The sequence below is a fragment of the Streptomyces kryoterrae genome (genome assembly GCF_054072135.1).
In genome coordinates, this window is record NZ_CM133358.1 from 6,949,303 (window position 1) to 6,961,500 (window position 12,198).

General features: G+C 69.9%; 9 protein-coding genes and 2 tRNA genes. 9 read left to right on the plus strand and 2 right to left on the minus strand.

What is annotated here, in order from left to right; translation table 11 throughout:
• Positions 1–2 precede the first annotated feature (2 nt).
• The 7 genes from nadD (at position 3) to ACW4TU_RS30965 (ending at position 4,773) form a co-directional block, all read left to right on the plus strand.
• A complete protein-coding gene (gene nadD, locus ACW4TU_RS30935; RefSeq protein ID WP_457418437.1) occupies positions 3–707 on the plus strand; it encodes a nicotinate-nucleotide adenylyltransferase in 705 nt (234 codons plus the stop codon).
• Positions 708–723: 16 nt separating this feature from the next.
• The gene (locus ACW4TU_RS30940; RefSeq protein ID WP_457418439.1) at positions 724–2,463 is read left to right on the plus strand and encodes an LCP family protein; all 1,740 of its coding nucleotides are present in this window, start codon (positions 724–726) and stop codon (positions 2,461–2,463) included.
• 137 nt (positions 2,464–2,600) lie between these two features.
• On the plus strand, positions 2,601–3,044 hold the full coding sequence (gene rsfS, locus ACW4TU_RS30945) for a ribosome silencing factor (protein ID WP_329276926.1): 444 nt from the start codon (positions 2,601–2,603) through the stop codon (positions 3,042–3,044).
• Entirely contained in the window at positions 3,041–3,715 is a 675-nt protein-coding gene (locus tag ACW4TU_RS30950) for a histidine phosphatase family protein (protein WP_457418441.1), read from the plus strand. Before rsfS ends, ACW4TU_RS30950 begins: the two co-directional genes overlap by 4 nt.
• Before the next feature lie 107 nt (positions 3,716–3,822).
• Positions 3,823–3,895 (plus strand) — tRNA-Ala (locus ACW4TU_RS30955).
• 474 nt (positions 3,896–4,369) lie between these two features.
• Positions 4,370–4,603: a hypothetical protein gene (locus ACW4TU_RS30960; protein WP_044472114.1), complete on the plus strand. Its 234-nt coding sequence runs from the start codon at positions 4,370–4,372 to the stop codon at positions 4,601–4,603.
• Between the two features lie 97 nt (positions 4,604–4,700).
• Positions 4,701–4,773, plus strand: a tRNA-Ala gene (locus tag ACW4TU_RS30965).
• A 146-nt stretch (positions 4,774–4,919) separates the two neighbouring features.
• Here the strand turns inward: ACW4TU_RS30965 and ACW4TU_RS30970 are convergent.
• Both ACW4TU_RS30970 and ACW4TU_RS30975 read right to left on the minus strand, forming a co-directional pair.
• Positions 4,920–6,539, minus strand: a complete 1,620-nt coding sequence (locus ACW4TU_RS30970) for an NADH-ubiquinone oxidoreductase-F iron-sulfur binding region domain-containing protein (RefSeq protein ID WP_164406570.1) — start codon at positions 6,537–6,539, stop codon at positions 4,920–4,922.
• A complete protein-coding gene (locus ACW4TU_RS30975; RefSeq protein ID WP_457418444.1) occupies positions 6,536–7,795 on the minus strand; it encodes a ferric reductase-like transmembrane domain-containing protein in 1,260 nt (419 codons plus the stop codon). The genes ACW4TU_RS30970 and ACW4TU_RS30975 overlap by 4 nt, the downstream gene beginning before the upstream one ends.
• 543 nt (positions 7,796–8,338) lie before the next feature.
• Here ACW4TU_RS30975 and leuS point away from each other — a divergent pair.
• Together leuS and ACW4TU_RS30985 are read left to right on the plus strand one after the other, a co-directional pair.
• Positions 8,339–11,221, plus strand: a complete 2,883-nt coding sequence (gene leuS, locus ACW4TU_RS30980; protein WP_457418446.1) for a leucine--tRNA ligase — start codon at positions 8,339–8,341, stop codon at positions 11,219–11,221.
• 197 nt (positions 11,222–11,418) lie between these two features.
• Positions 11,419–12,189 carry a hypothetical protein gene (locus tag ACW4TU_RS30985; RefSeq protein ID WP_457418448.1) on the plus strand — a complete coding sequence of 257 codons (771 nt, stop codon included), beginning with the start codon at positions 11,419–11,421 and terminating at the stop codon, positions 12,187–12,189.
• Positions 12,190–12,198: the final 9 nt, after the last annotated feature.

Here is a 12,198-nt window from a genome sequence, read left to right on the forward strand (position 1 = left end):
GCATGGGAGAGCAGGACATGCCTACCGGTCCGGCGAACAACGCCGGCGACCGTCCGGCGCACGACGCGGAGAACCGCCCGGAGCTCCGGCGTGTGCCCGGCAACGGGCCGTCGAACCCGGGCAAGCGCCGCCTCGGCGTCATGGGCGGCACATTCGATCCGATCCACCACGGGCACCTCGTGGCGGCCAGTGAGGTCGCCGCGCAGTTCCATCTCGACGAGGTGGTGTTCGTACCGACCGGACAGCCGTGGCAGAAGACCGACCGCAAGGTGTCGCCGGCCGAGGACCGCTACCTGATGACGGTCATCGCGACCGCCGAGAACCCCCAGTTCTCGGTCAGCCGCATCGACCTCGACCGCGGTGGCCCGACGTACACCACGGACACCCTGCGCGACCTGCGTGCGCTCAACCCCGACACGGACCTGTTCTTCATCACGGGCGCCGACGCGCTCGGCCAGATCCTCACCTGGCGCGACGCCGACGAACTGTTCTCCCTCGCGCACTTCATCGGGGTCACCCGGCCCGGTCACACCCTGACCGACCCGGGACTCCCGGAGGGCGGTGTCTCGCTCGTCGAGGTTCCCGCCCTGGCCATCTCGTCCACAGACTGCCGTGCGAGGGTCGGCAAGGGCGACCCGGTCTGGTATCTGGTGCCGGACGGTGTGGTGCGCTACATCGACAAGCGCGAGCTGTACCGCGGCGAGTGAGCCGAGAGGGGCACCGGTGAACGACCCATACGACTCGGGATACGACGGCGACCAGCAGTACGAGCTCGTCGGCTACGACGACTACGGCCGGCCTGTGTACCAGCCGGTGCCGCTGCCACAGCAGCAGTACCAGCAACAGGTACAGCCGGGGCAGCAGCCGTACGACCCGTACGCGCAGCAGACCCCCCAGACGCAGGGGTACGGCGAGGGGTACGGCTACGACCCGTACGCGACCGGGCAGCAGCAATCCGTGCCGTCGTACGACCCGTACGGCGCCGGGAACCCGGCCACCGGGTACGACCCCTACGGGCAGGCGGCGAGCAGCGGGCAGCAGCCCCGGGTCGCCGGGCAGGCACCGCCCGCGATACCGACGGCCCGGACCGCGCAGGCCGAACAGACCGCCTACGTCCCGCAGCAGGGCGGTCCGGTCGAGGGCGACGTTCCGCAGGCCCGGGAGGCCCCGCAGGACGGGGGTGAACGCGACTACAGCACCCAGCAGTTCGCCTTCGTCGAGGAGCCCACCGGTGACTCCGAGGACGTCATAGACTGGCTGAACTTCACCGAGAACCGCACCGAGCGCCGCGAGGAGGCCAAGCGCCGCGCGCGTGGCCGCGCCATCGCCCTGGTCGTCGTCCTCGCCCTGGTGGCGGTGGGCGGCGTCGGCTATCTCTGGTACGCGGGGAGGCTGCCCGGGACGTCGTCCGCGGACGCGAAGACCGGCGGAGCGACCACCACGGGGGCCCAGAAACGGGACGTCGTCGTCGTCCACCTGCACAACACCAGGAAGGGCGGCACCTCCACGGTGCTGCTCGTCGACAACGCCACCACCAAGCAGGGCACCACCGTCCTGTTGCCCAACTCCCTCGCCCTGACCGACGACGACGGCACCACGACCACGCTCGCCAAGTCCGTCGACGACGACGGCTCCTCCGGGACACGCGACGCACTCGACACCGTCCTCGGCACCGACATCGAGGGCACCTGGCGGCTCGACACCCCCTACCTGCAGAACCTCGTCGAGCTGGTCGGCAACATCGACATCGACACCAACGCCGACGTACCCGACCCGGACGCCAAGAAGAAGGGCACGGCGCCCCTGGTGAAGAAGGGCGAGGCCCAGACCCTCAGCGGCAAGATGGCCGTCGCCTACGCCACCTACCTCGCCGCCGGCGAGGCCCAGGACGCCCAGCTGGAGCGGTTCGGGCAGGTCATGCAGGGCGTGCTGCGCAAGCTGTCCTCGGACTCCCAGGCCGCGACGCTCACCGTGCAGACGCTGGCGCAGATCCTCGACCCCTCGCTGACCGACAAGGACCTCGGCAGCTTCCTCGCCAGGCTCGCCGACCTCGCCAAGGGCGGCGACTACAGGACCGCGCTGCTGCCCGTCCGGGGCGACGGCACCCTGAGCGCCCAGGCCAGCTCCTCGGTCGTCAGGGCCGTGCTCGGCGGCACCGCCAAGAGCCCCGACAAGGGCGCCGCGGTCCGGGTCTCCGTCCAGAACGCCAGCGGCGACAAGGGCGACACCGAGAAGGCCCGCATCGTCCTCCTCAACGGCGGCTTCACCTTCCTGGAGGCCGGTACGGCCGACACCGCCCGCGCCACCTCCCAGGTCACCTATGCCGACGCCGCCGACAAGCAGAACGCCACCGAGGCAGCCAAGACGCTGGGTCTGCCCACGAGCTCGGTCAAGAAGGGCACGGTCTCCTCGAACGCGGACGTGTCCGTGATCCTCGGCCAGGACTACAAGCCGACGGCGTGACGGCTTACGGCACGCGCCCCGGGCCCCGAGCGGGAAGCCCGGGGGGTGTTCCGGTAATGACGTGGGGTGGTGTCGGCGGTCCGTGAGACCCTTGGGTAACCCGTACGGGTTCCCGACCGCCGACCGAAAGCCTTGTAGTGACCGCCACTGACCGTTCCATCGAGCTCATCTCCGCCGCCGCGCAGGCGGCTGCCGACAAGCTCGCGCACGACATCATCGCCTACGACGTCAGCGACGTGCTGTCGATCACGGACGCCTTCCTGCTGGCCTCCGCACCCAACGACCGCCAGGTCAAGTCGATCGTCGACGAGATCGAGGAGCGGCTCAGCAAGGAGCTCGGCACCAAGCCGGTCCGCCGCGAGGGCGACCGCGAGGCCCGCTGGGTGCTCCTGGACTACGTCGACATCGTCGTCCACGTCCAGCACAGCGAGGAGCGCGTCTTCTACGCCCTGGAGCGGCTCTGGAAGGACTGCCCCGAGCTGGAGCTTCCCGACGACGCCAAGGCCACCCGCGGCAAGGCCGCCGAGCACGCCAAGCTCCGGGCCGAGGAGGACACCGCCGACTTCGGAGGCCTGCGGTGACCGCTCCCGCGCCCACCGGGGCCGGTCGCAAGCAGGGCCCGGGCCGCCGCCTCATCCTGTGGCGCCACGGCCAGACGGCGTGGAACGTGGAGCGGCGCTTCCAGGGCACCACCGACGTCGAGCTCACCGACACCGGCATCGGCCAGGCCCGCCGCGCCGCCCGGCTGCTCGCCTCCCTGAAGCCCGACGCGATCGTCGCCTCGGACCTCCAGCGCGCGGCACACACCGCGCGCGAACTCGCCGAGCTCACCGGCCTCACGGTGACGCACGACGAGGGCCTGCGCGAGACGTACGCGGGCGTCTGGCAGGGGCTGACGCACGAGGAGATCATCGCCCGCCACGGCGACGAGTACACCGCGTGGAAACGCGGTGAGCCGATCCGCCGCGGCGGCGGCGAGCTGGAGACCGAGGTCGCCGACCGCGCCGCCCCCGTGGTGCTGCGGCACGCCGAGAAACTCCCCGAGGACGGCACCCTCGTGGTGGTCAGCCACGGCGGCACCATCCGGACCACCATCGGGCGCCTGCTCGGCCTGGAGTCCCGCCACTGGGAGAGCCTCGGCGGGCTCTCCAACTGCTGCTGGTCCGTCCTCGGCGAGGGCGCCCGCGGCTGGCGTCTCCTCGAGCACAACGCCGGCACGCTGCCGGAACCGGTCCTCGGCGACGACGACTGAGTGCCCCTCCCCGCAGCCCGTCGGGGGCCGGGACCCGGATTTCACTTTCCGGCTGGTCACAGGCTAAAGTTCTTCTTGTTCGCCCCGCGGGTCCGGGCGGAACGCGAGGGGCTATAGCTCAGTTGGTAGAGCGCCTGCATGGCATGCAGGAGGTCAGGAGTTCAATTCTCCTTAGCTCCACGGATCGAGAGATCAAGAACATCGTGCGACGAGAGTCCCGCTCCCTCCAGGGAGCGGGACTCTCGTCGTTCGGCCGCCGTCTCCGGCAGACTCTTCCTGGACCGGCTTGAGTCACTTGGGGTCCCGGAGGCGTATACCTCTGCGGAAGCTCTTCTTACATGCATGTTTGCGCTGGCCGCGACGGCTGCGGTGGGTGCCGTGTCCGGACTGGTACGAAGGCGTCGCTGACCGTATTGGTCCGTCCGTGGCAGAATCAAACGGCCGGAAGGGGGCGCGGCCCGACGGGAGGGAGTTGCGATGCCTGCGAGCATCCTCAGGGAGGTCGGTCACCTCCCTGAAGCGGCAGTCATACGGGGCAGAAGAACCCGTCTCAGCTGCCCTTCCTGCGGTTCCGGCCATGTCGCCCAGGTGCTCGGTGACAACGGTGGCGTTTCCTACGTGTGCACGGCCTGCGGCCACAGCTGGAGCTGATCGATGGGTGCACACAGGAGGAAATGCGACTGGTGCGGCAGTGGTACGCCCATCGTCCGTGACATGGAACCCGTGAACCACGACTACCAGTACTGGTGCGAGGAATGCGCGCGGGCGCTGATCATAAAAGGCGACCCGATCGAGACCTACCGTGAGCTGGAGGGCGAGCCGATCTACGGCCGGCTCCTCGAAGAGCACTGCACCCTCAAACGGTTCTACTCGTTCGTCACGGCCTGACCCCGGTACCCCTCCGGGCGGGTCGGAAACGATTTGGTGCTGCACCGGGGGACCGGTAATGTTGGCGTCGCCGCCGGGGAAACCCGGTGGGGCGCGAGGGGCTATAGCTCAGTTGGTAGAGCGCCTGCATGGCATGCAGGAGGTCAGGAGTTCAATTCTCCTTAGCTCCACAGAAGTCGAGGGCGGGTCATCCGAACAGGATGGCCCGCCCTCGGTGTTGTGCACGGAGGACCCGTACGGGAACACCTACGGGGAACGCGGACGGCGGGCCGCCCCGATCGATCCGGGTGGCCCGCCGTGGTTGCTTTCGGGTGTCTCAGCGACCGCTGCCCAGGGCACGGCGGCCCCGGCCGCCGCGCTGGGACAGGACCGGCAGACGGTCCGGGGCCGAGGCCCTGGTGTCCTCCTCCAGGCGCAGTGCCAGCGCCGGGCAACGGCGCACCGCGCGCAGTGCCTTCGCCTCCGCGTACCGGGGCACCTTCGCCTGCGCGACGGTGGGGAAGCCGTCCGCGCCGAGTTCGAAGACCTCCGGGAGGATGTCGGCGCACAGGCCGTGGCCCCGGCAGAGGGTCCAGTCGACGTAGATCTTCTGGCGGCTGGGGCCGCTCTCCTCCTCCGCCTGGCCGCCCGGGATGCCCGTAGGCGTCTGACCGCCCTCGAAGAGCGGGAGAACGCCTTCTACGGGCCTTCCGCAGCCGTTTCCGAGGACGTGGGCGGCGAGGTCGTCCGTGAACGCCTTGATGGTCGATTCCAGGAACATCGCCGAGCCGTCCGGGTGCGAGCACGCGCCGCGCCGTTTCACGGACTTGGCGACCTGCTTGACGGCCTCCAGGGCGGCGGGGCCGCCGCCGTTGAGGATGTCCGCCATGCCGCGCGCCGCGGCGGGCAGACCGAGGTAGCAGGGGCCGCACTGACCGGCGCTCTCCTCGGCCAGCCACTGGGCCACGCGCAGCGACTCGCCCAGCGGGCAGGTGTCCTGGCTGATCGGCAGGATCGCGCCGGCGCCGAGCGCGCCGCCCACCGCGTCCAGGGAGTTGCGCGAGACGATCGCCTCGTTGACCGTCGCCGAGTCGATCCACTTGCCGTGGTAGCCGCCGGTCAGCACACCCTGCGGGACCGGCGGGGCGCCGGCGAGCTGGAGGACGTACCGCAGCGGCACACCCGTGGGTACCTCGATCACCATGGGGCGGGCGACCGCGCCGGAGACCGTGAGCATGACGGTGCCCGGCTCGTCGTACAGGCCGGTGTTGCAGTAGCGCTCGGCCCCGATGCGGGCGGCGATCGCCAGCTGGGCGTACGTCTCGGCATTGGACAGCAGGGTGGGTGCGCCGCCGACGCCGCTCTGCGAGGCGCTGATCTTGCGGCCGGGCGGGATCGCCGGGCCGCCGTCGATGGAACGGATCAGTGAGGCGGCGGCGCCGGTGACCATCCGGATCGGATTGCGCTGCACGCGCGCGCGGAGGGCCGATCTGCGGCCGTTGTTGAGGCCGCGCTCGGCGAGCGCGGCCTCCATGGAACGCTGGGTGGATTCACGTGTCACCCCGATGACGAGGGTGCGAGCGCCCATGGCTTCCGCGCACAACAGGGCGCCGTCCAGGATCAGATGCGGGGCACGGTTGACCAGCACCGTGTCCTTGCGGCAGGCGGGCTCGTCCTCGCTCGCGTTGACGACGACGACCGGCCGCACGCCGCGGCGGATCGCCGTCTCGGCGACCGACCGCAGCTTCTTGTGAAAGGGGAAGCCCGCGCCGCCGCGGCCCTTCAGCGAAATACGTTCGGCGAGCTGCGCGAGCTGCTCGCCGCCCATCGGTTCGAGCGGCCCATGCACCTTGAGGTGCATGGGGAGGTCCAGGCGTTCGACAAGGTCGAAACCCGACGTGAGCTGGGGAAGCCCGACCACGCGGACTTCGGGTACGTCGGGCAGAGCCTCGTTCACTTATAGCCTCCGGAAGGCGCGTTCCAAGGTTCGCCCGAACCCGGTGCGTCGAAGTCATAGGAAGCACCGGGGGTTGTATCAGTGGCGGGACCGCTGTTGTACGTGTCATTCGCGTTGTACGTGCCATAGGCGGCATTCGACTCACCGGTGTTGTACACATCACTCGTGCCGTACGCGGGCGTGCCCGGATTGCCATAGGCCGGGATGTTGTATCCGGTGTCGGCCATCGGGTCGTACGCCGACACGGGAGCCTCACCGACCGGCGGCGGGGACGGGATCGGCCAGCTGCCCGACGTACTGCCGTCCATGCGTGGCATCGCCTCGGTGGCCTGTATGTCCATACGCGCGGTCTGGTCCATGTACGAGTCCTGGTACGAGTCCTGCGCGCGCGGGGGCGGCGTCACGGCCCGGTAGGCCGCCGCGAAGCCGTCCTGCGTGGGTTCGGGTGTCATGGTGCGGCTGGCCGGGGCGTCGTAGAGCGGCGCCGCGGAGGGCGTGCTGCGCGGTGCGGGTATCCCCGCGTCCCCGCGCGCGGGCCTGCCAGCCGACTGGTTCTCGTAGCCCGGCAGGGAGGACTCGCCGAGGCGGGCCCGGCTCGCGTCCAGGCCCTCGCGGCCCAGTCGCTCCTGGGAGCCCAGGACCGCCATGATCTGGGCGGCCACCCTGCGCTTGAACGGGCGGGGCGCCGAGCGCAGTGCCAGGGCGGCGATGACCGCGACCAGGCACAGGCTGTACAGGATCGTGAAGATCGGCTTCGCCTGGCGGCCCGCGTACAGGCCGTGGACCAGCGCGAAGCACCAGGCCGGGTAGGCCAGCATGTGCATCGCGCGCCAGCGGGCCGCGACCGGTGCCGGGGAGGCGAACCGGCTGCGCAGCGCGCCGGTGACGGCCGTGAAGATCATGAGCAGGCCGGCCATGGAGCCCATGCCGATGAGACCTGAGGTGCCGGTGACGCCGAGGCTGAAGGGGATCAGCGCGGCGATCAGTGTGACGTGGTCGAGCGCCAGCTTCACCGAGACGTGCAGCAGCAGGAAGGCGACCGAGGAGACGGCGGTCGTCCGGTGCACGGCCTGGGCGATCAGCCGCTGACGGGTGTTCAGGAAGACCCGGTCGGTCGCGACCAGGCCCCAGATCACCGAGCAGGAGAGGGCGACCAGTGACAGCACGCCGGCGCCGAAGTTGAGGAAGTCCTGGACCGAGTCACCTCCGACCAGCACGACCACGGGTATGAGGAGCAGCATGGCAGCGGTCGCCATCCCGGAGGCCGAACGGCCAGTCCCGGGAAGCGAACTGTTACTACGAGGGTTCATGGGGGCAACTCCGAGCGGTTCGGGAAGGCGGTCCCGCGTCGAACTCTAAGTCGAGACATACCGAGGAGTACGAGGTTTGAGTTATTGCGTTGTTACCAAAGGGCTGTGAGGCCGTTGTGATGTCCCATAGGGGTTGTTACGCGAAGTAATTTTTGAACCTGGTTCAGGTTTTGCTGTGTGGCGATTCACGTTTCCCTCTGAGGTCCTAGGGGGCCATGAGGGTGTCGTGTGGGGGTCCTGTGGGGACTTTCGGGACTCTTTCCGGGCGTGGCACCCGGTGCCGTGCGTGCCGGGAACTCCGTCGCGGTCCGCTCGGCGGCTGCGGTACCCTGACGCCATGCGTGCCGTACGCCTTCTGCTTAGCGAGCCGCGCTGATCAGTCCCGACCACTGACGAATCGTGGTCGGCATCGGCGCGGCGTCCCCTCCTGTGCGAGGGGATTTTTCATTTCCAGCCGCTGGCAGAGACGATCGATGGAGCTTTGAGACCATGAGCGAGACGAACCCCGCTGCCGCCGCCGAGGTTGCGGCGCCGCACCGCTACACGGCTGCCATGGCGGCCGACATCGAGGCACGCTGGCAGGACTTCTGGGACGCCGAGGGCACGTACGCCGCCCCGAACCCGACCGGCGATCTGGCGGGTGAGCCCGAGCTGGCCGCCAAGCCCAAAAAGTTCATCATGGACATGTTCCCCTACCCCTCCGGTGCGGGGCTGCACGTCGGCCATCCGCTGGGCTACATCGCGACCGATGTGTTCGCCCGCTTCCAGCGCATGACCGGCCACAACGTCCTGCATACCCTGGGCTTCGACGCCTTCGGCCTGCCCGCCGAGCAGTACGCCGTACAGACCGGCACGCACCCGCGGGTGTCCACCGAGGCCAACATCGAGAACATGAAGGTCCAGCTGCGCCGGCTGGGCCTGGGCCACGACAAGCGCCGGTCCTTCGCGACGATCGACCCCGACTACTACAAGTGGACCCAGTGGATCTTCCTGCAGATCTTCAACTCCTGGTACGACGAGAAGGCCGACAGGGCCCGTCCGATCGCCGCCCTGATCGGTCAGTTCGAGAGCGGCGAGCGCGCCGTACCCGGTGACCACGCGCGCGCGTGGAACGAACTGACGGCCATCGAGCGTGCCGACGTCCTGAGCGAGTACCGCCTGGCGTACGCCTCCGAGGCGCCCGTCAACTGGTGTCCGGGACTGGGCACCGTACTGGCGAACGAGGAGGTCACCGCCGACGGCCGGTCCGAGCGCGGCAACTTCCCCGTCTTCAAGGCCAAGCTGCGCCAGTGGAACATGCGCATCACCGCCTACGCCGACCGGCTGCTGAACGACCTGGACGTGCTGGACTGGCCCGAGGCCATCAAGCTGCAGCAGCGCAACTGGATCGGCCGCTCCGAGGGTGCCCGCGTCGACTTCCCCGCGGACGGCGAGGCCATCACGGTCTTCACCACCCGCCCGGACACCCTGTTCGGCGCCAGTTACATGGTCCTGGCGCCCGAGCACCCGCTGGTCGAGAAGCTGATCCCAGCCGCCTGGCCCGAGGGCACCCACGACGTCTGGACGGGCGGCCACGCCACGCCCGCCGAGGCCGTCGCCGCCTACCGGGCCCAGGCCGCCTCGAAGTCGGACGTCGAGCGGCAGGCCGAGGCCAAGGACAAGACCGGCGTCTTCATCGGCTCGTACGCGACCAACCCGGCCAACGGTGAGCGGATCCCCGTCTTCATCGCCGACTACGTCCTGATGGGCTACGGCACCGGCGCGATCATGGCCGTACCGGCGGGCGACCAGCGCGACTTCGAGTTCGCGCGCGCCTTCGAGCTGCCGATCCACTGCATCGTCGAGCCGACCGACGGGCGCGGCACCGACACCTCGACGTGGGACGGCGCCTTCGGGGCGTACGACGCGAAGATCATCAACTCGGCCAACGGCGACATCTCGCTGGACGGGCTGGCCGTCGCCGACGCCAAGGCGCGTATCACCGAGTGGCTGGAGCACAAGGGCATCGGCCGTGGCACGGTCAACTTCCGGCTGCGCGACTGGCTGTTCAGCCGCCAGCGCTACTGGGGCGAGCCCTTCCCCATCGTCTACGACGAGGACGGCGTCGCCCACTCGCTGCCCGAGTCGATGCTGCCCCTGGAACTGCCCGAGGTCGAGGACTACTCGCCGCGCACCTTCGACGCGGACGACGCGGACACCTCCCCGGAGACCCCGCTGTCGCGCAACGCGGACTGGGTCAACGTCACCCTGGACCTGGGCGACGGGCGCGGCCCGCGGAAGTACCGGCGCGAGACCAACACCATGCCCAACTGGGCCGGTTCCTGCTGGTACGAGCTGCGTTACCTGGACCCGCACAACAGCGAGAAGCTGGTCGACCCGGCCATCGAGCAGTACTGGATGGGCCCGCGCGAGGGACAGCCCCACGGCGGCGTCGACCTGTACGTCGGCGGCGCCGAGCACGCCGTACTGCACCTGCTGTACGCGCGTTTCTGGTCCAAGGTCCTGTTCGACCTGGGGCACGTCTCCTCGGTCGAGCCGTTCCACAAGCTGTACAACCAGGGCATGATCCAGGCCTTCGTGTACCGCGACAGCCGCGGCATCGCCGTCCCGGCCGCCGACGTGGTGGGGAGCGACGACGCCTTCTACTACGAGGGCGAGAAGGTCTCCCGGCTGCTGGGCAAGATGGGCAAGTCCCTGAAGAACGCGGTCACTCCGGACGAGATCTGCGACGAGTACGGCGCCGACACGCTGCGCCTGTACGAGATGGCCATGGGCCCGCTGGACGTGTCCCGGCCGTGGGACACGCGCGCGGTGGTGGGCCAGTACAGGCTGCTGCAGCGGCTGTGGCGCAACGTCGTCGACGAGGACAGCGGCGAGGTCACCGTGGTCGACACCGAGGCCGACGAGGCGACACTGCGTGCCCTGCACAAGGCGATCGACGGCGTCCGCCAGGATCTGGAGGGCCTGCGGTTCAACACCGCCATCGCCAAGGTCACCGAGCTGAACAACTACCTGACCAAGGCGGGCGGTCCGGTCGCGCGCGCGGTCGCCGAGGCCCTGGTGCTGCTGGTCGCACCGCTGGCCCCCCACATCGCCGAGGAACTGTGGCGCAGGCTGGGTCACTCCGACTCGGTCGTCCACCAGGACTTCCCGGTCGCCGACCCCGCATACGTCGTGGACGAGAGCGTGACCTGCGTCGTGCAGATCAAGGGCAAGGTCAAGGCACGCCTGGAGGTCTCGCCGTCGATCTCCGACGACGAGCTGGAGAAGGTGGCACTGGGCGACGACAAGGTCGTGGAGGCGCTGGCAGGCGCGGGGATCCGCAAGGTGATCGTGCGGGCGCCGAAGCTGGTCAACATCGTCACGGCGTAGGTCCGGACGCCGGTGCGGGCACCGACACGGGTGCCGGCGCGGGTGCGGGCATGGGTGCGGGCGTGGGCGGTCCGCCAGGCCGCTCGGGGTAGTCCCCTACGGGCAGGTTCGGGGTTCTTCTGGAACTCCGGGCCTGCCCTTTGCGTTTACCGTTGAAGAGCGGCTCGAAGGCCGCAGCCGGTACGAGGAGGAGCGTCGTGGAAACCGCTGTCGCAGTTGTCGCCCTGCTCTTCCTGCTGTTCGTCGTGCTGGGCGTGTACGCGACCGTGAAGGTGGTCGGCGCGGCCAAGAGAGGTGTGGACCGGACGATCTCGCAGGCCCGCCGCACGGTCGAGGACACCACGCTGCGCGCCAAGACGTATGCCCAGCCCGGCCCGGCCGGCGAGCTGGCCCAGCTCAGGCTCAGGCTGCGTACGTCCATGCGCGCCACGCAGGACGCGCTGCACGCGGGCGTGTCCGAGGACGAGTCCCTCAAGGAGTCCCTCGGCCTCTTCGAGCGGCTCAGCGCGCACGGCCAGGAGCTGGACGCCGAACTGAAGCGGCTGGAGTCCGAGCCCGACCGTGCGACGCTCGTCGCCCGCCTGCCCGCTCTGCGCGAGCGCACCGACCAGATCACGCAGGGGGCCGACTCGCTGCGCTGGGCGGCCAGGGACCGGGCGACCCGTTTCGCGGGCGACGACCTCGACGCCCTGAGGACCCAGATAGAGGTCGAGGCGGGCGCCCTGCGGCACTGGACGACCGCGGAGCCCACGCCTGCCGCGACACCCAGGCCGACCCCTACACCTGCCCCCGCTCCGCCGCCGTGGCCCGATGCCCCGGCCGCCGACGGCGCCGCGGCGCAGCAGACCTGGCCGGACAACCCCGACGCACGCCGGGCCGCCGAAGCGACCCGGCCGGCCATCACCCCGCCGGTCCGGCAGCCCGCCTACCCCTGGCAGAAGAAACCCCGTCCCGAGAGCACGACTTGATCCGGCGGA

Coding starts and splice junctions, on each gene's coding strand:
- nadD (WP_457418437.1), top strand. CDS start 3: ATGGGAGAGCAGGACATGCCTACCGGTCCGGCGAACAACGCCGGCGAC.
- ACW4TU_RS30960 (WP_044472114.1), top strand. CDS start 4,370: ATGGGTGCACACAGGAGGAAATGCGACTGGTGCGGCAGTGGTACGCCC.
- ACW4TU_RS30975 (WP_457418444.1), bottom strand. CDS start 7,795: ATGGCGACCGCTGCCATGCTGCTCCTCATACCCGTGGTCGTGCTGGTC.
- leuS (WP_457418446.1), top strand. CDS start 8,339: ATGAGCGAGACGAACCCCGCTGCCGCCGCCGAGGTTGCGGCGCCGCAC.